This window comes from Streptomyces sp. NPDC051636, from assembly GCF_044453765.1.
GTDB lineage: Bacteria > Actinomycetota > Actinomycetes > Streptomycetales > Streptomycetaceae > Streptomyces.
This window is the reverse complement of the sequence record NZ_JBITDA010000018.1, coordinates 1-20,788: the sequence shown is the minus strand read 5'-3', so window position 1 is coordinate 20,788 and position 20,788 is coordinate 1. Positions and strand designations below refer to the sequence as shown.

13 protein-coding genes, 1 tRNA gene and 1 rRNA gene are annotated in these 20,788 nt (G+C 70.4%); 3 read left to right on the top strand and 12 right to left on the bottom strand.

Going from position 1 to position 20,788, the window contains the following annotated elements; all coding sequences use genetic code 11:
- Positions 1-16 precede the first annotated feature (16 nt).
- Together ACIBBH_RS27425 and ACIBBH_RS27420 are read left to right on the top strand one after the other, a co-directional pair.
- Positions 17-859 (top strand): Fpg/Nei family DNA glycosylase, encoded by an 843-nt coding sequence (locus ACIBBH_RS27425; protein ID WP_399409010.1) that lies wholly within the window; start codon positions 17-19, stop codon positions 857-859.
- A 54-nt stretch (positions 860-913) separates the two neighbouring features.
- On the top strand, positions 914-1,678 hold the full coding sequence (locus ACIBBH_RS27420; protein WP_399409008.1) for an SDR family NAD(P)-dependent oxidoreductase: 765 nt from the start codon (positions 914-916) through the stop codon (positions 1,676-1,678).
- Positions 1,679-2,059: 381 nt separating this feature from the next.
- On the opposite strand, the gene ACIBBH_RS27415 is transcribed toward ACIBBH_RS27420, so the two are convergent.
- The 9 genes from ACIBBH_RS27415 to ACIBBH_RS27375 all read right to left on the bottom strand — a co-directional run bounded on the left by ACIBBH_RS27415 (position 2,060) and on the right by ACIBBH_RS27375 (position 16,570).
- Entirely contained in the window at positions 2,060-2,530 is a 471-nt protein-coding gene (locus ACIBBH_RS27415) for a Dps family protein (protein WP_399409004.1), read from the bottom strand.
- A gap of 152 nt (positions 2,531-2,682) precedes the next feature.
- The gene (locus ACIBBH_RS27410) at positions 2,683-3,057 is read right to left on the bottom strand and encodes a helix-turn-helix domain-containing protein (RefSeq protein WP_030178264.1); all 375 of its coding nucleotides are present in this window, start codon (positions 3,055-3,057) and stop codon (positions 2,683-2,685) included.
- 103 nt (positions 3,058-3,160) lie between these two features.
- Positions 3,161-3,706 (bottom strand): CinA family protein, encoded by a 546-nt coding sequence (locus ACIBBH_RS27405; protein ID WP_399409002.1) that lies wholly within the window; start codon positions 3,704-3,706, stop codon positions 3,161-3,163.
- Positions 3,703-4,479: a CDP-diacylglycerol--glycerol-3-phosphate 3-phosphatidyltransferase gene (gene pgsA, locus ACIBBH_RS27400; RefSeq protein ID WP_399408999.1), complete on the bottom strand. Its 777-nt coding sequence runs from the start codon at positions 4,477-4,479 to the stop codon at positions 3,703-3,705. The genes ACIBBH_RS27405 and pgsA overlap by 4 nt, the downstream gene beginning before the upstream one ends.
- Entirely contained in the window at positions 4,476-5,948 is a 1,473-nt protein-coding gene (gene rimO, locus ACIBBH_RS27395; protein WP_399408997.1) for a 30S ribosomal protein S12 methylthiotransferase RimO, read from the bottom strand. The genes pgsA and rimO overlap by 4 nt, the downstream gene beginning before the upstream one ends.
- A gap of 120 nt (positions 5,949-6,068) precedes the next feature.
- The gene (locus ACIBBH_RS27390; RefSeq protein WP_399408995.1) at positions 6,069-6,911 is read right to left on the bottom strand and encodes a helix-turn-helix domain-containing protein; all 843 of its coding nucleotides are present in this window, start codon (positions 6,909-6,911) and stop codon (positions 6,069-6,071) included.
- A gap of 292 nt (positions 6,912-7,203) precedes the next feature.
- Positions 7,204-9,963 (bottom strand): DNA translocase FtsK, encoded by a 2,760-nt coding sequence (locus ACIBBH_RS27385; RefSeq protein WP_399408993.1) that lies wholly within the window; start codon positions 9,961-9,963, stop codon positions 7,204-7,206.
- Positions 9,964-10,086: 123 nt separating this feature from the next.
- Positions 10,087-10,770, bottom strand: coding sequence for a two-component system response regulator (locus ACIBBH_RS27380; RefSeq protein ID WP_399408991.1), 684 nt, complete (start codon positions 10,768-10,770; stop codon positions 10,087-10,089).
- A gap of 337 nt (positions 10,771-11,107) precedes the next feature.
- Positions 11,108-16,570, bottom strand: coding sequence for a HAMP domain-containing protein (locus tag ACIBBH_RS27375; protein WP_399408989.1), 5,463 nt, complete (start codon positions 16,568-16,570; stop codon positions 11,108-11,110).
- A 377-nt stretch (positions 16,571-16,947) separates the two neighbouring features.
- Here ACIBBH_RS27375 and ACIBBH_RS27370 point away from each other — a divergent pair, with 377 nt between their 5' ends.
- Positions 16,948-19,704 (top strand): SpoIIE family protein phosphatase, encoded by a 2,757-nt coding sequence (locus ACIBBH_RS27370; RefSeq protein WP_399408987.1) that lies wholly within the window; start codon positions 16,948-16,950, stop codon positions 19,702-19,704.
- A gap of 52 nt (positions 19,705-19,756) precedes the next feature.
- Here the strand turns inward: ACIBBH_RS27370 and ACIBBH_RS27365 are convergent.
- The 3 genes from ACIBBH_RS27365 to rrf all read right to left on the bottom strand — a co-directional run.
- A tRNA-Thr gene (locus ACIBBH_RS27365) sits at positions 19,757-19,832 on the bottom strand.
- Between the two features lie 95 nt (positions 19,833-19,927).
- Complete coding sequence (locus tag ACIBBH_RS27360) at positions 19,928-20,590, bottom strand: DegT/DnrJ/EryC1/StrS family aminotransferase (RefSeq protein ID WP_399409251.1); 663 nt, start codon at positions 20,588-20,590, stop codon at positions 19,928-19,930.
- Between the two features lie 114 nt (positions 20,591-20,704).
- A 5S ribosomal RNA gene (rrf, locus tag ACIBBH_RS27355) occupies positions 20,705-20,788 on the bottom strand; the annotation flags it as partial.

Here is a 20,788-nt window from a genome sequence, read left to right as displayed (position 1 = left end):
GTGTCACCCTTGACGCATGCCCGAAGGTGACACGGTCTGGCAGACCGCGAGGCGGCTGCACGGCGCCCTCGCCGGCAAGGTGCTGACCCGCAGCGACCTCAGGGTGCCCCGGTACGCCACGGCCGACCTCACCGGCCGCACCGTCCTGGACGTCACCCCGCGCGGCAAGCACTTGCTCACCCGGATCGAGGGCGGCCTCACGCTGCACTCGCACCTGAGGATGGACGGCTCCTGGAAGGTCTACGGGCCCGGCCGGCGCTGGACCGGCGGCCCGGCCCACCAGATCCGCGCGATCCTCGGCACCGAGGACCGTACCGCGGTCGGCTACCGCCTCCCCGTACTCGAACTCCTGCGCACCACCGACGAACACCGTGCCGTGGGCCACCTCGGCCCCGACCTGCTCGGTCCGGACTGGGACCCGGACCGGGCACTGGCCAACCTCCTCGCGGACCCGGCCCGCCCGCTCGGCGAGGCCCTGCTCGACCAGCGCAACCTCGCCGGCATCGGCAACATCTACAAGAGCGAGCTCTGCTTTCTGCTCGGCGTCAGCCCATGGCTGCCCGTGGGCGCGCTGCCCGCCGACCGCGCCGCGAAGCTGCCCGCGACCGCCAAGAAGCTGCTGGAGGCCAACCGCGACCGCCTGGTGCGCACCACCACCGGACAGCGCGGCCAGGACCTGTTCGTCTACGGCCGCGCGCCCCGCCCGTGCCTGCGCTGCCACACCCCCGTCCGGGTGTCCGGCCAGGGCGACGGCTCCCGCGAGCGCCCCACCTACTGGTGCCCGACCTGCCAGCCGGGTCCCGCCCCGGCGCCGGGTTCGATGCACGGGCAGCGCATCCGCCCACGCACGACCGGTTGACGAACCCCGCACGACCAATTGACGATCCGTCAGAAACGCTCGTACCGTCGCTGCATGCCCGTCAAGGCGTACGACCTCACCGGACGCACCGCATTCGTCACCGGCGCCGCCGGCGGCATCGGCCGCGCCTCGGCCGTCCTGTTCGCCGAGGCGGGCGCGACGGTGCACTGCGCCGACCGCAACGCGGAGGGCCTGCACGAGACGGCGACCCTCATCAAGGACCGCGGCGGCACCGCCCGGACCCACCCCCTCGACGTCACCGACCGCGCGCAGCTCCGGCAGGCCGTCCAGTCCTGCGAGCGACTGGACGTGATGGCGGCGGTCGCCGGCATCATGCACAGCAGCCCGGTCCTTCAGACCCGGGACGAGGACCTCGACCGGGTGCTCGCCGTCAACTTCAAGGGTGTCCTGTACGCCTGCCAGGAGGCGGCCCGGCTCATGCTCGCCCGCAAGACCGGGGGCAGCATCATCACCATGGCCTCCGGCGCGATCGACACCGGCGGACCGGGACTGCTCTGCTACGGCGCGGCGAAGGCGGCCGTGGTCCAGCTGACCAGGACGCTGGCGACCGAGGTCGGACGGCACGGCATCCGCGTCAACGCAGTCGCCCCGGGCTGGATCCGCACGCCGATGACCGACCGCCACGACAGCGAGGCCCAGGCGCACACCGAGGCCCTGATGGCCCGCATGTCCCCGCTGGGCCGGGTCGGCGAACCCGACGACATCGCGCACACCGTGCTGCACCTGGCGTCCGACGCCTCGAGCTTCACGACGGGCCAGATCCTGCGTCCGAACGGCGGTGTGGCGATGCCCTGGTGATCTCTCCCGCCCGCCAGGCCGCCATCCACCGCCCCGCGCCCACGGCCCCCGCCGCCCGCGCCCTGGGCACGCAGTGCACCGGCAGCAGACTCAGCCCCCACCCCCCTGTGGCGACCGCTCCCTCCACCACGCCCCCGTCCCCCACGGCGAGCCGCACCACGGCCCACCACCACACCGCCCCGAGCCCCAGGGCGACCGCCCAGCGCACTGTCCGCCCCACCATGGCCGCCTCCTCCAGCCGGACGCTAGAACGCCGCCAAACCCGCTGGGGAGGCGCACCAACGGCTCACTGATGCAACACCGAGGAACTCTCAGCCCGCTCGTCGACCCGAAGCGTCGACGCCGGGCGGGCACACCACACCCGCACCCGCTCGGACCCGCTCACGCGTTCTCGGCCTGAAACATCCAGTGGTGCTTCTCGAGATCCGCCGTGATGGCGATGAAGATGTCCTGGGACACCGGATCCGCGTCCCCGGTCGCCGCCACCCTCTCCCGCATCCGCGTGATCACCGCGCCCAGCGCGTCCACGAGTGTCCGGACCGCGTCCGTGTCCTTGACCCAGCCCGAGGGCGCCGCCGCGATGCCGCTGCGGTCGGCCACGGTCGCCGCGCGCCCGTCCGGCGGGACACCCAGCGTCGACGCCCGTTCGGCCACGGTGTCGGAGTGGGCCCGCGCGGTGTCGACGACCTCGTCGAGCTGGAGGTGGATGGAGCGGAACCTGGGGCCGACGATGTTCCAGTGGATCTGCTTGGCGACCAGCCCCAGGTCCACCAGGTCCACGAGGGCGCCCTGCAACGCCTCCGACACGGTCTTCAAGTCCGCGTCGGACAGCGGGCTCTTCACGACGGACATGCGACCCTCCGATGCCTCGGCCCCGTCACGTCCCTCCACCATGACCGCGCCACCGGACACCGGCAAATGGAGGCACGAACACGAAGGCCCCGGCCAGGGCTCCTCCGGGTCTCCCCGAAGGCGGCCCCGGCCGGGGCCTCGCACGTGTCGAGTCAGGCGGCGACGACATCCACCGCCTCGGCGGGCGCCTTGATGGTCACCCGTTCCGGTGGCACACCGGTCACCGACACGGAACCCAGCATCGGGCGAACCGGCGTGGGTACGGGCTCGGTGGCCGCAGCAGACTGGGCCAGCTCGGCGAGGGCGAGCTCGTCGCTCACTTCCCGCATGAGCTCGGACATCCGTACGTCCAGCGCGTCGCAGATGGCGGAGAGCAGTTCGGAGGAAGCCTCCTTCTGCCCCCGCTCCACCTCGGAGAGATAGCCGAGCGAGACTCGGGCGGACGAGGAGACTTCGCGCAGAGTACGGCCCTGGCGCTGGCGCTGCCGACGCAGCACGTCACCCAGCAGGCGACGGAGCAGAATCATCGGTGGCTCCCTCCTCGGACCGCGTAGCCTTCTCGCCCCACCGTACCGCCTCGCGCCGCGGCCGTGCGGGGAGCGATGTCGTGTTCACTCAGGGCTGCAAACATCAAAACCCCCCGTTCCGTTCCGTATCCTGTGCCCGCTCATTCCAGCTGTGTTCGCTCGCAAGCCGCTCGAGGAGCAGTGCGAGTACGCTCCGTACACTCTCCATACGAATTTCCGCACGGTTGCCGTTCAACCTCAGTACCGCGACTTTTCCGCCACCGGCAGAACCGGAGCCGGTCCCGGAGGGCCCTTCCAGGGCGACGAAGACCGTCCCGACGGGCTGGCCGTCCTGGGGGTCCGGGCCGGCGACTCCGGTCGTCGCCAGGCCCCAGTCGGCGCCCAGTACCTTGCGCACCCCGGCCGCCATCTGGGCCGCGACCTGCGCGTCCACCGCCCCTCGCTGGGCCAGCAGGGTGGCGTCGACACCCAGCAGCTCATGCTTCAGGTCGGTTGCGTAGGCGGTGACCGAGCCCCGGAACACCCTGGACGCCCCGGGGATGGTTGTGATCTCCGCCGCAACCAGGCCACCGGTGAGCGACTCGGCGACGGCGACCGTCTCACCCTTCACCGTCAGTAGTCGCACGACTTCGGCGGCCGGGGAACTCACGCTTCCGTCTCCTCCAACGCTGCCCGGCGCTCGGCGATTCCTCGCCGGCGCAGCACAATGGCCTGTCTCACATAGTCGAGGCCGGTCACCACGGTCAGAACGACCGCCGCAGCCATCACCCAGAACCGCAGGGTCGCCAGCCACCCCGTCAGCGCCAGCACGTACATCCCCACGGCCACGCCCTGCATGAGCGTCTTCAGCTTGCCGCCCCGGCTCGCCGGGATGACGCCGTACCGAATGACCAGAAAACGCAGCAGCGTGATCCCGAGTTCCCGGCCGAGAATGACGGCCGTGACCCACCACGGCAGGTCGCCCAGCGAAGAGAGACAGATCAGCGCCGCGCCCATGATCGCCTTGTCGGCGATGGGGTCGGCGATCTTCCCGAAGTCGGTGACGAGGTTGTACGTACGTGCCAGGTGACCGTCGAACAGGTCCGTGATCATGGCGACGGCGAAGGCCGCCCAGGCGAGCGAGCGCCACGCCGGGTCGTACCCGCCGCCGGCCAGCATCAGCGCCACGAAGCCGGGCACCAGGAGCAGCCGGAGCATGGTCAGCAGATTGGCGACGTTCCAGACGCTGGCCTGGTTGACGGCCGCGGCCGCCAGCTTCCCGCCCCGGGCCGACCTGCCCTCGCCCTGCGCGGCACCGGTGGAACCATCGGAGGCAGCGGTACCGGGCCCCGGACCAGCCGCCGCAGGGGAGGCATCGGCGGAGCCCGCGGCGCCCTGCGCGCCGGAGGAGCCGCCCGCGGCGGATGCCGGGACTCCGGTCATCTCCCCGCCTCCTCACTACACGCGAGCGAGCCCTCGAGCGGCTCGGCCACCAGGTCGACACCTTCCGTGCCGACCACCTTCGCCTCGACCATACGACCGACACTCAGGCCCGCGCCGCTCGTGAGCAGCACCTGGCCGTCCGTCTCCGGGGCCTGGTGCGCCGCACGGCCGTAGACGCCCTCCTCGTGGTCCACGGACTCCACGAGGACGCGCACGGTCTCGCCGACGCGCTCCTCGGCCCGCTGCGAGACCAGTTCCTCGGCGAGCCGGGAGATGTGCGCCAGCCGCTCGGCGACGACGTCCTCATCCAGCTTGTTCTCGTACGTCGCCGCCTCCGTGCCCTCCTCGTCGGAGTAGCCGAAGACACCGATGGCGTCCAGCCGCGCGCCGTTCAGGAAGCGCTCCAGCTCGGCCAGGTCGGCCTCGGACTCACCGGGGAATCCCACGATGAAGTTCGAGCGCACGCCGGCCTGCGGGGCCTTGCCGCGGATGGTGTCGAGCAGTTCCAGGAAGCGGTCGGTGTCACCGAAGCGCCGCATCGCGCGCAGCACGTCGGGCGCGGAGTGCTGGAAGGACAGGTCGAAGTACGGGGCGACCTTCCCCGTGGAGGTCAGCACGTCGATCAGGCCCGGGCGCATCTCGGCCGGCTGGAGGTAGCTGACGCGGATCCGCTCGATGCCGTCGACCTCCGCCAGCTCGGGCAGCAGGGACTCCAGCAGGCGGATGTCGCCCAGGTCCTTGCCGTAGGAGGTGTTGTTCTCGGAGACCAGCATGATCTCCTGGACGCCCTGCTCGGCCAGCCACCGGGTCTCGTTCAGCACGTCGCTCGGGCGGCGGGAGATGAAGGAGCCGCGGAAGGACGGGATGGCGCAGAAGGAGCAGCGCCGGTCGCAGCCGGAGGCGAGCTTCACCGAGGCGACCGGGGAGCCGTCCAGGCGGCGGCGCAGCGGCGCGCGGGGGCCCGACTGCGGGGCCAGGCCCTCGGGGAGGTCGGCCGGGGCGCCGTGCCCGGGCAGGGCCACGTCGGTCGCGGCCTGCCGCTCGGCCGGGCTGATCGGCAGCAGCTTGCGCCGGTCGCGCGGGGTGTGGGCGGCGTGGATGCCGCCGGACAGGATGGTCTGCAGGCGGTCGGAGATGTCCGCGTAGTCGTCGAAGCCCAGCACGCCGTCGGCCTCGGGCAGGGCCTCGGCGAGCTCCTTGCCGTACCGCTCGGCCATGCAGCCCACCGCCACGACGGCCTGGGTTCTGCCGTGCCCCTTGAGGTCGTTGGCCTCCAGGAGGGCGTCGACGGAGTCCTTCTTGGCGGCCTCGACGAAGCCACAGGTGTTGACCACGGCGACATCGGCGTCCCCGGCGTCCTCGACGAGCTGCCAGCCGTCCGCCTCCAAACGGCCTGCGAGCTCCTCCGAGTCCACCTCGTTACGGGCGCAGCCGAGAGTGACGAGTGCGACGGTACGGCGTTCAGGCATGGGCTCAAGAGTACTTCGTCCCGCTGACACCCCACGTCGACGGGGTTGGCCGATCTTGGCCGGCCCCGTACGGAGACACACTTTCGAGCCTCTTGTGCCCAGTGATCGGCCGGACCGGCCCTAACCGACCTCGGGGTCGCCCCTGGTGTACGTCAACCGCTCCACGGCCCCGGGCTGGAAGTCGTCCTCGATCTTCTTGCCGTTGACGTAGAGCTGGATGACGCCGGCGTCGCCCAGGATGAGGTTGATCTTCGAACTGTCCTGGAAGGTCTTGGACTCGCCCTTCTTCAGGAGCCCGTCGAACAGCATGCGTCCGTTGTGGTCCTTGGCCGAGATCCAGCTGCGCCCGTCCACGGCGCTGACCTGGACGGTCACCTTGTCCTGGGGCGCGGCGGCGATGGCGCTGTCGGACGGCTCGGCCTTCTGGTCGGTGGGCTTGTCCTTCTTGGGCGTGGGCGAGGCGGGCTTGCTGGGCGCCGGCGTGGCCCCCTCGACGACCTGAGCCTTCGCGTCGTTACCGGAGTCGCCGCCCTTGAAGGCGGTGAACCCGACGAAGCCGACCACGGCGACGATCGCGGCGACCATGGCCGCGGTCCAGTTCGGCCCGCGCCGCTCGGGGCGGATACGTTCCGCCTCGAACAGCGGGGCGGCCGGGGTCGGGGCCGGGCGCCCGCCGTGCTCGGCGTCGAACTGGGCCAGCAGGGGGGCGGGATCGAGGCGCACGGCCCGGGCCAGGGTCCGGATGTGCCCGCGGGCGTACACGTCGCCGCCGCAGGGGGCGAAGTCGTCCGCCTCGATGGCGTGCACGATGGCGATGCGGACCCGAGTGGCGCCGCTGACCTCGTCGACGGTGAGCCCGGCGGCGATGCGCGCCTGCCGCAGTGCTCGGCCGATGGAGGTACGGGCTTCCTCGGAAACGTCGTGGAACGGACGCTCGTCTTCAGGGGAGTTGCCGATGGACACGGGGGCGCCTTTCGAGCGTGTAGCCACCTGTGCTGGAGGTCAAGTCTAGGGGGGGTGCGAAAGGGTGGGGCAACCGGACGGTGGGACTTTGTACGCCATCGGTATGGCCGGACACACCGACGACCGGACAGGCGCGCACCCGGTCCGGGGCCCGCACCTGTCCTCTCGCTCAACTTGACGTACGTCGCAGGGAAACGGTTGCCCGCCGCTCTCTAACGGGTGGATCACGACGATGCCGCCGCCCGGCGCGAAACCGGCCACCGGACGACCCGCGTCCCCACGGGATGAATCTCTACCCCTCAGACTCCCCGCGGATAACCGAGAGCACGCCGTCCAGGTCATCGGTTTTCACAAGAACGTCACGAGCCTTGGACCCCTCGCTCGGGCCGACGATGCCCCGGGACTCCATGAGGTCCATGAGCCGGCCGGCCTTGGCGAAGCCGACGCGCAGCTTGCGCTGGAGCATGGACGTCGAGCCGAACTGTGTGGAGACGACCAGCTCGGCCGCCTGGCAGAGCAGGTCGAGGTCGTCGCCGATGTCCTCGTCGATCTCCTTCTTCTGCTTGGTGCCCACCGTGACGTCGTCCCGGAAGACCGGCGCCATCTGGTCCTTGCAGTGCTGGACGACGGCCGCGACCTCCTCCTCGGTCACGAACGCCCCCTGCATACGGGTCGGCTTGTTCGCCCCCATCGGCAGGAACAGCCCGTCGCCCTTGCCGATCAGCTTCTCGGCGCCGGGCTGGTCGAGGATGACCCGCGAGTCGGCGAGCGAGGAGGTGGCGAAGGCCAGCCGGGAGGGCACGTTCGCCTTGATGAGACCGGTGACCACGTCGACCGAGGGGCGCTGGGTGGCCAGCACCAGGTGGATGCCGGCCGCGCGCGCGAGCTGCGTGATGCGCACGATCGCGTCCTCGACGTCGCGCGGCGCGACCATCATCAGGTCGGCCAGCTCGTCGACGATCACCAGCAGGTACGGGTACGGCTGCAGCTCCCGCTCGCTGCCCTCCGGCGGCTTGACCTTGCCCTCGCGCACGGCGCGGTTGAAGTCGTCGATGTGCCGGTAGCCGTACGCCGCCAGGTCGTCGTAGCGCAGGTCCATCTCGCGGACGACCCACTGGAGCGCCTCGGCGGCCCGCTTGGGGTTGGTGATGATCGGCGTGATCAGGTGCGGGATGCCCTCGTACGCGGTCAGCTCCACGCGCTTGGGGTCGACCAGGATCATCCGGACGTCCTCGGGGGTCGCCCGCATCATGACCGAGGTGATCAGGCAGTTGATGCAGGACGACTTGCCGGAGCCGGTGGCGCCGGCGACCAGCATGTGCGGCATCTTCGCCAGCGAGTGCATGACGTAGCCGCCCTCGACGTCCTTGCCGAAGGCGACCAGCATCGGGTCGTCGTCTTCCGCGGACTCCGCCAGGCGCAGCACGTCGCCGAGGTTGACCATCTCCCGGTCGGTGTTGGGGATCTCGATGCCGACCGCCGACTTGCCGGGGATCGGGCTGATGATCCGCACGTCGGGGCTGGCGACGGCGTAGGCGATGTTCTTGGTGAGCGCGGTGATCCGCTCGACCTTCACGGCGGGGCCGAGCTCGACCTCGTAACGGGTGACCGTCGGACCGCGCGTGAAGCCGGTGACGGCCGCGTCGACCTTGAACTCGGTGAAGACGGTGGTGAGCGAGGCGACGATCGCGTCGTTGGCGGCGCTGCGCGCCTTGCCGGGGCCCCCGCGCGTGAGCAGGTCGAGGGACGGCAGCGCGTAGGTGATGTCGCCGGAGAGCTGGAGCTGCTCGGCGCGCGACGGCAGGTCGCGGGGCTGCTCGGGGGCCGCCTTGGTGAGGTCGGGGACCGATCCGGTGCCGAGCTTCTCCTGCCTGGGGCGCGCGGCCGGGGCCGGGACGGGCGTCGCGGTGGGTGCCGCGGACGTCGGGGCCGGAGCGGGCGTCGGCGTCGTGTCCTCGCGGTCGCCCGCGCTCACACCCTGGGTGAGGTCGGCGACCAGCGGCGAGGGCGGCATGCCGTGCAGCACGGCGCCGTCGAGGTCGGCCGCCGCTGCCGCGGCGATGTCCACGGCGTCCAGGTGCCGGTCCATGGCGGGCTGCGGCACGGCGGAGCGCCTGGGGCGGCTCCGGCGCTTGGCGAGGGCCTCCTGCTCGGCTCCGTCCGGGTCGTACGCCTGGGGCGCGCTCCGTCGCCTTCGGGGGCGCGCGGGCAGCGCCTCGCGCCACTGGTCCTCGTACCGCTCATCGTCCTCGCCGGCCTCGTCGAACTCGTCGTCGGCGGGGAGGAGACCCAGGCTCACCCCGAGCGCGCGCAGCCGCTGCGGGATGGCGTTGACCGGGGTGGCGGTGACGACGAGCAGCCCGAAGACCGTGAGCAGCACGAGCAGCGGTACGGCCAGGACGTCGGTCATGGCGTACGTCAGCGGGGTCGCCGCAGCCCAGCCGATGAGGCCGCCGGCGTCCCTTATGGCCTGCATGCCGTCGCTGCGGGCGGGCGAACCGCAGGCGATGTGGACCTGGCCGAGCACGCCGATGACGAGCGCGGACAGGCCGATCACGATCCGGCCGTTGGCCTCGGGCTTCTCGGGGTGCCGGACGAAACGCACGGCGATCACCGCGAGCAGTATCGGCACCAGCAGGTCGAGGCGGCCGAAGGCGCCCGTCACCAGGATCTCCACCAGGTCCCCGACCGGGCCGCGCAGGTCGGCCCAGGTTCCGGCGGCGACGATCAGCGCGATGCCGAACAGCAGCAGCGCGACGCCGTCCTTGCGGTGGGCCGGGTCGAGGTTCTTGGCGCCCTGTCCTATGCCGCGGAAGACGGCGCCCACGGCGTGCGCGAGGCCCAGCCAGAGGGCACGCACCAGCCGGTAGACGCCCCCGGTGGGACTGGGGGCCGGTTTGGGTGCCGGCGCGGCCTTCTTCGCCGCGGCCTTTCTGGCGGGCGCCTTCTTCGCCGGGGCCTTCTTCGCGGCGGCCTTCTTCGCCGGAGCCTTCGCGGGAGCGGCCGCCTTCCTGGCGGGCTGCTTCTTGGCTGCGGAGGGACGTGAGGCCATGGTGTGAGGTTACCGGTGGAGACGACGGCGGACACGTGTGCGCACTGCTTCACCCGTTCGTGTCGTCGTTGGGAGAGTGCGGAACTGACGACCGCTCATGCGCAACTTTGGCCGCGGCGGGTGTCAGTTCTGCGACGGCACCGACGCGCTGCCACCGCTCGTGCCCGGCTCCAGGGCGTCCAGGGCCCGGCGCAGTCCCGTGAGTTTGCGTTCGAGATGGGCGGCGGTGGCCACCGCGGCCGCGTCCGCCGATTCGTCGTCCAGCTGTTTGGAGAGGGCCTCGGCCTGCTCCTCCACCGCCGCGAGCCGGGCGGACAGCTCGGCGAGGAGTCCGGCCGACTCCTTACCGCCACCGACCGCGCCCTTGCCGCCGCCCTCCAACTGGAGCCGCAGCAGCGCAGCCTGCTCGCGCAGCTGGCAGTTCTTCATGTAGAGCTCGACGAAGACGGAGACCTTCGCGCGCAGCACCCAGGGATCGAACGGCTTGGAGATGTAGTCCACCGCGCCCGCCGCGTACCCCCGGAAGGTGTGGTGCGGGCCGTGGTTGATGGCGGTGAGGAAGATGATCGGGATGTCCCGGGTCCGTTCCCGTCGTTTGATGTGCGCGGCGGTTTCGAAACCGTCCATTCCCGGCATCTGGACGTCCAGCAGAATGACCGCGAAATCGTCCGTGAGCAGTGCTTTGAGCGCTTCCTCCCCGGACGATGCCCGCACCAGCGTCTGATCGAGCGCAGAGAGGATGGCCTCCAGCGCCAGCAGATTCTCCGGCCGGTCATCGACCAGGAGGATCTTGGCCTTCTGCACCATGGCCCGCCCTCCTCGCCCCGGCGGTACACCGGGCGCCGCCCCAGGGGACGACTCCCTTTCGCCGCCCGTCCTTGTGCCGGTCATGGTAGCCGCACCCTGCCTGTCGCCACACCCTGTCACCGCGATGTCACTGTGCACGTAGCAGAAACGCGGCGGGAGACCGGAAGGTTCCCCGGATGCCGCACTTCCACACCCCTGTGGCCACCCTGGATCAACAACTCCCCGTGCGCGTCGAAGGTTCCCGGCACCTTCACCCGACTTTCACTCGAACCCGGCCCTCACGGTCACCCAGGGCTCAGCCGGCGATCCCCCACGCTCATTCGGCGCCCACCTGGCCTCATTCAGCGCGCATCCACTGCTTCATCACGGCCAGCAGGTGATCGGGGTCGACCGGCTTCGTCACGTAGTCGGAGGCGCCCGACTCGATCGCCTTCTCCCGGTCGCCCTTCATCGCCTTCGCGGTCAGCGCGACGATCGGCAGCCCGGCGAACTGGGGCATCCGGCGGATCGCCGTGGTGGTCGCGTATCCGTCCATCTCCGGCATCATGATGTCCATCAGCACGACCGCCACGTCGTCGTGCTGCTCCAGGACCTCGATGCCCTCGCGGCCGTTCTCGGCGTACAGCACGGACAGACCGTGCTGCTCCAGGACGCTGGTGAGCGCGAACACGTTGCGGATGTCGTCATCGACGATCAGCACCTTCTCCCCGCCGAACCGCACCGGGCGGTGCGACGCGTGCGCCGCCTCCTGCTGCTCGGCGACCGGCCAGTGCTCGGTCCGCTGCTCGCCCACCGGAGCGCCCCGGCGGCGGCGCCGGAACAGCGCGGCGGGGCCGTTCTGGGTCTCCTGGTACGACTTCACCTCGGCCGGCATCTCGATCTCCACGGCGGACAGCTCGGACGTGCGGGCGTCGGTGGCGGCGACCAGCTCGCCCGCCTCCAGCGCGGGCAGGGACTGCTGGTAGCCCTGCGGCGGCAGTTCGCTCGGGTGCAGCGGCAAATACAGCGTGAACGTCGAGCCGCGTCCCGGTTCGCTCTGCGCGTGGATCTCGCCGCCGAGCAGCTGCGCGATCTCCCGCGAGATCGACAGCCCGAGGCCCGTACCGCCGTACTTGCGGCTGGTCGTGCCGTCCGCCTGCTTGAACGCCTCGAAGATCACCCGCATCTTGCTGGCCGCGATGCCGATGCCGGTGTCGGTCACCGAGAAGGCGATCAGCGGCGCGTCCGGGTCGGTCAGCGAGCCGGCCTCCAGCAGCTGTTCCCTGATGCCCACCGGCACATCCGCGCCGGCCGGCCGGATCACCAGCTCGACCGACCCGGAGTCGGTGAACTTCACCGCGTTGGACAGCAGGTTCCGCAGCACCTGGAGCAGGCGCTGCTCGTCCGTGTGCAGCGTGGCGGGCAGCTCCGGCGAGACCCGTACGGACAGGTCGAGGCCCTTCTCCGCGGTCAGCGGCCGGAAGGTGGCCTCCACGTAGTCCACGAGCTGGACCAGGGCGATGCGCGTCGGGGAGACGTCCATCTTGCCCGCCTCGACCTTCGACAGGTCCAGGATGTCGTTGATCAGCTGCAGCAGGTCGGAGCCCGCGCCATGGATCGTCTCGGCGAACTCCACCTGCTTCGGGGAGAGGTTCCCCTCGGCGTTGTCGGCGAGCAGCTTGGCCAGGATCAGCAGCGAGTTGAGCGGCGTACGCAGTTCGTGCGACATGTTGGCCAGGAACTCGCTCTTGTAGCGCATGGAGACCGCGAGCTGCTCGGCGCGCTCCTCCAGGACCTGCCGCGCCTCCTCGATCTCGGTGTTCTTGACCTCGATGTCCCGGTTCTGCTGGGCCAGCAGCTCGGCCTTCTCCTCCAGTTCGGCGTTGGAGGCCTGCAGGGCCTTCTGCCGCTGCTCCAACTCCTCGGAGCGGAGCCGGAGCTGTTCGGTCAGCTCCTGCGACTGCCGCAGCAGCACCTCCGTCTTGGTGTTGACGGAGATGGTGTTGACGCTGGTCGCGATCATCTCGGCGATCTGGTTGAGGAAGTCCTTCTGGATCTGCGTGAACGGCGTGAAGGAGGCCAGCTCGATCACACCGAGCACCTTGCCCTCGAACAGCACCGGCAGCACGATCACCTGCGCGGGCGGCGCCTCGCCGAGCCCGGAGGAGATCTTCAGGTAGCCGCTGGGCGCGTTCTCCACGATGATCGTGCGCTTCTCCTGGGCGGCCGTCCCGATCAGCGCCTCACCCGGCCGGAACGACGTCGGCATGGAGCCCATCGAGTAGCCGTACGAACCGAGCATCCGCAGCTCGTACGCGTCCTCGCCCTCGGCGCTCAGGTCCTTGCCGTCGACCAGCGGCATCGCCAGGAAGAACGCGCCGTGCTGCGCGGAGACGACCGGCGTCAGCTCGCTCATGATCAGCGAGGCCACGTCCTCGAGGTCGCGGCGGCCCTGCATCAGCGCGGAGATGCGGGCGAGGTTGCCCTTGAGCCAGTCCTGCTCCTTGTTGGCGATCGTGGTGTCGCGCAGGTTGGCGATCATCTTGTTGATGTAGTCCTGGAGCTCCTGGATCTCGCCGGAGGCGTCGACGTCGATCTTCAGGTTCAGGTCGCCGCGGGTCACCGCGGTCGCCACGCGCGCGATGGCACGCACCTGCCGGGTGAGGTTCCCGGCCATCTCGTTCACGGACTCGGTCAGGTCCCGCCAGGTGCCGTCGACGTCACGCACGCGTGCCTGGCCGCCGAGCTGTCCCTCAGTACCCACCTCACGGGCCACCCGGGTGACCTCCTCGGCGAAGCTCGACAGCTGGTCAACCATGGTGTTGATCGTCGTCTTGAGCTCAAGGATCTCGCCGCGGGCGTCAATGTCGATCTTCTTGGTCAAGTCACCCTTCGCGATGGCCGTGGTGACCATCGCGATGTTGCGCACCTGACCGGTCAGGTTGGACGCCATCTGGTTCACCGACTCGGTGAGGTCCTTCCACGTGCCGGCCACACCAGGCACGCGCGCCTGACCGCCGAGGATTCCGTCCGTGCCCACCTCGCGGGCCACCTTGGTGACCTGGTCGGCGAACGAGCTCAGCGTCTTGACCATGGTGTTGATCGTGTCGGCGAGCTGCGCGACCTCACCGCGCGCCTCGATCGTCACCTGCCGGGTCAGGTCGCCGTTGGCGACCGCCGCCGACACCTGGGAGATGTTGCGCACCTGCATGGTCAGGTTGTTCGCCATCAGGTTGACGTTGTCGCTGAGGTCCTTCCAGATGCCCGTCACGCCCGGCACGTGCGCCTGGCCGCCCAGGATGCCCTCCGTGCCCACCTCACGGGCCACCCGGGTCACCTGCTCGGCGAAGCTTGACAGCTGATCAACCATGGTGTTGACCGTCGTGACGAGCTCAAGGATCTCGCCCTTCGCGTCAACAGTGATCTTCTTCGACAGGTCGCCCTTGGCGACCGCGGTGGTGACCTCGGCGATGTTGCGAACCTGGATGGTCAGGTTGTTCGCCATGAAGTTCACGGACTGCGTGAGGTCCTTCCAGGTGCCCGCGACCCCCTGCACCTCGGCCTGCCCGCCGAGCATGCCCTCGGTGCCCACCTCGCGCGCGACGCGCGTGACCTCCTGGGCGAAGGACGACAGCTGGTCCACCATCGTGTTCAAGGTGTTCTTGAGCTCGAGGATCTCCCCGCGCGCGTCCACGGTGATCTTCTGCGACAGGTCACCGCGCGCCACCGCGGTCGCCACCTGCGCGATGTTGCGAACCTGGGCCGTGAGGTTGCCGGCCATGCCGTTCACGGAGTCGGTCAGGTCACGCCACACACCGGCCACGCCGGGCACCTGCGCCTGACCGCCGAGGCGGCCGTCCGTACCCACCTCGCGGGCCACCTTGGTGACCTGGTCGGCGAAGGCGGAGAGCTGGTCGACCATCGTGTTGATGGTGTTCTTCAGCTCCAGGATCTCGCCGCGCGCGTCGACGTCGATCTTCTGCGACAGGTCACCCCGGGCCACCGCGGTGGTCACCTGGGCGATCTGCCGCACCTGCGAGGTCAGGTTGCCGGCCATGAAGTTGACGGAGTCGGTCAACTCCTTCCATGTGCCGGAGACGCCGTCCACCCGCGCCTGACCGCCCAGGCGGCCCTCCGTGCCCACGTCCCGGGCCATCCGGGTCACCTGGTCGGCGAAGCTCGACAGCTGGTCCACCATCGTGTTCACGGTGTTCTTCAGCTGGAGCATCTCGCCGGAGACGTCCACGGTGACCTTCTGCGACAGGTCACCGTTGGCCACCGCCGTCGTCACCTGGGCGATGTTGCGCACCTGTCCGGTGAGGTTGCGGAACGCTGTGTTGACGGAGTCCGTCAGGTCCTTCCACGTACCGGCCGCGCCCGGAACCTGCGCCTGACCGCCCAGCTCACCCTCGACGCCGACCTCCCGCGCCACACGCGTGACCTCGGCACCGAACGACGACAGCTGGTCGACCATTCCGTTGACGGTGTTCTTCAGCTCCAGCATCTCGCCGGCCACGTCGACGGTGACCTTCTGGGAGAGGTCGCCGTTGGCCACGGCGGTCGTGACGGCGGCGATGTCCCTCACCTGCGTGGTGAGATTTCGGAACACGGTGTTGACGGAGTCCGTCAGGTCCTTCCAGGTGCCCGCCGCGCCCGGCACGTTCGCCTGTCCGCCGAGCTGTCCCTCGGCCCCGACCTCGTTGGCCACGCGGGTGACCTCGTCGGCGAAGATCCGCAGCGTCTCGGTCATCTGGTTGATCGTCTCGGCCAGCTGCGCGACCTCGCCGCGCGCCGGGACGGTCACCTTCTGCGACAGATCACCGCTGGCCACGGCCGTGGTGACCTGGGAGATCCCGCGCACCTGGGCGGTGAGGTTGCCCGCCATGGTGTTGACCGAGTCGGTGAGCTCCTTCCACACACCGGCGACCCCGGGCACCTGCGCCTGCCCGCCCAGGATGCCCTCGGTGCCCACCTCACGGGCGACCCGGGTGACCTCGGAGGAGAAGGAGGACAGCTGCTCCACCATCGTGTTGACGGTGTTCTTCAGCTCCAGCATCTCGCCGGCCACATGCACGGTGACCTTGCGGGACAGATCACCCCGCGCGACCGCCGTGGTCACCAGCGCGATGTCGCGCACCTGGGCGGTGAGCCGGTTCGCCATCGTGTTGACGGACTCCGTCAGGTCCTTCCAGGAACCGGACATACCGCGCACCTTGGCCTGACCGCCCAGCTTGCCCTCGGTGCCGACCTCGCTGGCCACCCGCGTGACCTCGTCGGTGAACGTCGACAGCTGGTCGACCAGGTTGTTGACGGTCCGCCCGACCCTGAGGAACTCGCCTCGCAGCGGATGCCCGGTCCCGTCCGGCGCCTGTGTCCTGAGCTCCATGCGCGGCGACAGATCGCCCTCGGCCACCGCGGTCAGTACCCGGCCCACCTCGGAGACGGGTCGTACGAGATCGTCCACCAGCGCGTTCGAGGCGTCGATGGCGACCGCCCAGGAGCCCTCACAGGCCCCCGTCTCCAGCCGTTCCGTGAGTTTTCCCTCACGTCCGACCATGCGACGCACCCGCGACAGTTCGCCCGTCAGGTGGAGATTGCGGTCGGCCACCTCGTTGAACACGGCCGCGATCTCCGACATCACGCCGTCCCCGGACACCGTGAGCCGCTTGCGGAAGTTTCCGTCCCGCATGGCCACCAGAGCCACCAACAGCCGGTCCAGGGCCGCGGTGTCCACCTGCGTGGTCCCGCCCCGCCGCCTGCCCTGGGACGGTCCGCCCTTCGCGCGCGTGTTCGTGCTCCGCGTCGCTGCGCCAGACTCCACTGTGTCCCTCCCGCAGGGATCGACCGTTACTGCTGTGCTCCGGTACTTCTGTACGACGTACCGGTTACTGCTGCGTATTTCTGCCAGACGGCTTCCGCCCGCACCAGGGGCTGCTGCCCGCGTACACGGAACGCACTCAGTCTGCCCGGACCTCCACCAGAAGCCTGCCCAGTGTTTCACCCCGCCCGAACCAGGCCATAACAGTTCGGCAGCTTCGCACATCGTCCGCACACCCTGGGGGCGTAAACACCGGCGACCGGCATCCGCACGGACCGCGAAGGTAAGTAACCTTGCATGCGGCTGTCCAGCCGCACCGGTCCGTCCGGCCTGGGCGGTGGCACGAGAACGAGCGGGCATCGAAGGGGCGGCCGCACACCATGACCACCGGACTGATCCCCGGGGGACAGCCCCCGGACCCCCGGCCGACGGGCACGCGGATGCCGCACCAGCGGCGCGAGCCGGACGGCCCGGGAACCCTGCACATCGACAACCGGTCGAGGAGTTCTGTGATCACCGCGCGCGCGGCTGCCAGCTTCGAGCCCGTCGGGCGATCGGTCGCGACCGCCCGGTCCTTCGTCCGCGACACCCTCCAGGGCTGGGGCTTCGCCGACATCGTGGACGACGCGGTGGTCCTCACCAGCGAACTGGTGACCAATGCGGTGGTGCACGCGGGCACTTCGGCCGACGTCCTGTGCCTGCGCACCGAGGACGGCGTGCGCATCGAGGTGGCCGACCGCTACCCCGAGCGCGAGGTGCCCCTCCAGGGTTCTGCCGCGACCATGGGCAGCCCCGACCGCGAGGGCGGCCGCGGACTGCAGCTGTGCGCGGCGCTGGCCGCCCGCTGGGGCGTGGAGTACACACCCACGCACAAGAACGTCTGGTTCCAACTCGACCTGCCCGAACGCCCGGTCGGCACCCGCGCCGCCGGCCCGTCGCTGCCCGCCGACCTCCTCCCGCTGGCGGACGGCCGGGTCCGGGTCGCGGTCGTCCAGATCGACCGCAAGGGCTCCATCACGGCCTGGAACGAGGACGCCGAGGAGCTCTTCGGCCACACTGTCGGCCAGGTCACCGGCAGGCCCCTGACCGACTTCGCGGCCTGGCCGCACACCCCGGGCACCGGCACCGGAATCGCCGAGGCGCTCCAGCTCTCTCGCTGGGAGGGCAGTTACGGCATCCGCGGCGCCGACGGCCGGGTGACCCCGGTGTACGCCTCCCACCTGCGGGTCCGCGACACCGGCGGCGAACCCTCCACGGTCTGTCTCCTGGTACGGGACCACGAACGCGCCGTCCTCCAGACACCCTCCCGCGTTCCGTCCTCCGACTCGGCCCCGGCCGCCGACGGCCAGAGCACCGACCCCTTCGAGGTGTTCATCGGCTCCCCCGCGCCGGACGACCTCGACGGCCTCCTGCAGCGCACGGTGGAGCGCGCCCGCGACATGCTCGACGCCGACGCGGCCTTCCTGCTGCTCGCGACCGACGACGAGACGGAGCTGGAGGTCCGCGCCTCCACCGGTCTGCCCTCCGCCCGCCAGCGCTTCGCCCGGGTCCCCGTCGAGGCGGGCCCCGGCCGCTACGGCTCGGCCCGTATGCCCGCCGTCCACGACGACCTCGCCGCGGTCCCCGGCGCCGTACCCCTCCTCAACGACACGGGCATGCGCTCGGTCGTCACGGTCCCGCTGAAGGTCGAGGGCCGCCTCACCGGCTCCCTCGGCGTGGCCGCGGAGGCTCCCGGCAGGTACTCCAACGAGGAGGCGCTGCGCCTGCAGTTCGCCGCCGACCGGATCGCCCTCGCCGTCGAGTCGGCCCGCCTGGGCGAGCTGGAGCGGCTGCGCCGCGGCTCCCTGAGCTTCCTCGTCGAGGCCTCCGACCTGCTCGCAGGCACCCTGGACCGGGACCAGACCCTCGCCCTCATGGCGCAGATGACGGTGCCGACCCTGGCCACCTGGTGCGCCGTCTACACCATCGCCGACCAGGCCTCCGAGCCGTACCTGTCGTACGTCCTGCACGAGGACGAGGAGCTGATCGACGGCATCAAGTCCCTGCTGTCGAAGATCGCGCCGCCCGACCCGGTACCGACACCGGGCGCACGCGTCTGGACGGCCCCCGGCGAGGTGGCACATCGGGCGGCGCTGCGCTCGTCGATGCGCAGTCTCGGTCTGACCGGCGGACCGACGTACCAGACCTCCTCGGGCATCGGCCCGACGCTCGCCACGGCCTCCGCGGTCGGCGGTGAGACGGTCGTGCTGCCGCTGGTGGCCCGCAACCGCGTCATCGGCATGCTGACCCTGGGCAAGCCCACCGACGAACACTTCCGCCAGGAGATCCTGGAACTGGCCGAGGACCTGTCCCGCCGGGCCGCCCTCGCCCTGGACAACGCCCGCCTGTACTCGGAGCGCACGGCCATCAGCCAGGCCCTCCAGCGCAGCCTCCTGCCGCCGGGCCTCCCGCAGATCGACGGCGTCGAGGTCGAGGTCATCTACCGCGCGGCCGGCGAGGGCAACGAGGTCGGCGGCGACTTCTACGACGTCTTCCCGATCCAGGACGGCGCCTACGGCTTCGCCATCGGCGACGTCTGCGGTACGGGCCCGAACGCGGCGGCGGTCACCGGCCTCGCCCGGCACGCGCTGCGCCTGCTGGCCCGCGAGGGGCTGAGCGGCCCGGCGGTCCTGGAGCGGCTGAACTCCGCCATCCTCGACGAGGGCGCACGCAGCCGCTTCCTGACGCTCCTGTACGGCGAGTTGCGGCCTCGGGAGGACGGCAGTGCCGAGCTGAAGGTGGTCTGCGCCGGCCACCCGCTGCCGCTGCGCCTGCGCCAGGACGGCACGGTGGAGGCGGCGGCCGAGCCCCAGCCCCTCCTCGGCGTCATCGAGGACCTGGAGCTGTACGAGGAGACGGTCACCCTCGATCCGGGCGACGTCCTGCTGTGCGTCACCGACGGCGTCACGGAACGCCGCGAGGGCACCCGCATGCTGGGCGACGACGGCCTCGCCGAAGTCCTGACCACCTGCACGGGCCTCACGGCGGGCGCGGTGGCCGCCCGGATCATGCGCGCGGTGGAACGCTTCGCGTCCGACGCCCCGTCCGACGACATGGCGATCCTGACGATGCGTGTTCCGGAGATCCACAACGACTAGGGCATGAAAAAGGCCCCGCCCGAATGGGCGGGGCCTTTTTCATGCCTTGTGCTGGAGCCCCCAAACGGAATCGAACCGTTGACCTTCTCCTTACCATGGAGACGCTCTGCCGACTGAGCTATAGGGGCTTGTCGCTTCGAGGTTTCCCTCGCGGCAACGGAAGAGATCGTACCCCGAACGGACCCGAGTTCCCAAACTCGTTCACCGCTCGCTCATCACCCACTCAGAAGGCAGGCTGAAGCAGTCCGCCGAGGGCGTTGCACGCGGACACGATCCGCTGCATCTCCCGCCTCGTCAACGAGGCGTCCACGGGCAGTGCGAGCGTCTCGTCCGCAGCCCGCTCGGTCTCCGGCAGCGCCACACACCGCCGGAATTCCGGCATCCGGTGCACGGGCGTCTTCACCGGTACCCGGCACGCAACTCCCTTGGCCCGCACGGCTCGGGCGAAGGCGTCCCGGTCCGGCCGCCCGTTGCCGGGCACCCGCACCACGTACTGCTGGTAGGTATGCCCGTCACCGCCGTCGGGCGTGCGTACGCCCCTGAGTTTGGCGTCGAGATAGGCGGCCCGCTCCCTGCGCCGGGCGACCTCTTCGTACGGCGCCTCGGACTCCCCTTGCTCCAGCACCAGCAGCCCGTGCCGCTGACCGACCGCGTGCAAGCGCCTGATGTCGGCCCGCCGTCCGAAGCGGTGGACCACAACGACCGCCGTGGTACGGGAGGTTATGGCCGCCTCGACAGCCGACCCCTCGATGCAGTACGTCGCCGGGTCTATGTCGGCGAACACCGGAAGCGCACCGGCCAGTGTCACGGCCTCGGTGACCTCCACGTTCCCGAAGGCCGGCACGACGACCTCGTCACCGACTCCGACGCCGGCGGCCCTGAGCATTGCAGCAGTACCCATGACGGGGATGCTGGTTGCGGAACGTGAACTCCAAGTGACGCATAAAGAAAAAGGGTTGGTCCCCGAACCGAAGTTCGGGGACCAACCCTCTCAATGATTGTTCGGCGGTGTCCTACTCTCCCACAGGGTCCCCCCTGCAGTACCATCGGCGCTGTGAGGCTTAGCTTCCGGGTTCGGAATGTA

Coding starts and splice junctions, on each gene's coding strand:
- pgsA (WP_399408999.1), bottom strand. CDS start 4,479: ATGACCGGAGTCCCGGCATCCGCCGCGGGCGGCTCCTCCGGCGCGCAG.
- ACIBBH_RS27370 (WP_399408987.1), top strand. CDS start 16,948: ATGACCACCGGACTGATCCCCGGGGGACAGCCCCCGGACCCCCGGCCG.
- ACIBBH_RS27380 (WP_399408991.1), bottom strand. CDS start 10,770: ATGGTGCAGAAGGCCAAGATCCTCCTGGTCGATGACCGGCCGGAGAAT.
- ACIBBH_RS27360 (WP_399409251.1), bottom strand. CDS start 20,590: ATGCTCAGGGCCGCCGGCGTCGGAGTCGGTGACGAGGTCGTCGTGCCG.
- ACIBBH_RS27420 (WP_399409008.1), top strand. CDS start 914: ATGCCCGTCAAGGCGTACGACCTCACCGGACGCACCGCATTCGTCACC.
- ACIBBH_RS27415 (WP_399409004.1), bottom strand. CDS start 2,530: ATGTCCGTCGTGAAGAGCCCGCTGTCCGACGCGGACTTGAAGACCGTG.
- ACIBBH_RS27425 (WP_399409010.1), top strand. CDS start 17: ATGCCCGAAGGTGACACGGTCTGGCAGACCGCGAGGCGGCTGCACGGC.
- ACIBBH_RS27385 (WP_399408993.1), bottom strand. CDS start 9,963: ATGGCCTCACGTCCCTCCGCAGCCAAGAAGCAGCCCGCCAGGAAGGCG.
- ACIBBH_RS27410 (WP_030178264.1), bottom strand. CDS start 3,057: ATGATTCTGCTCCGTCGCCTGCTGGGTGACGTGCTGCGTCGGCAGCGC.
- rimO (WP_399408997.1), bottom strand. CDS start 5,948: ATGCCTGAACGCCGTACCGTCGCACTCGTCACTCTCGGCTGCGCCCGT.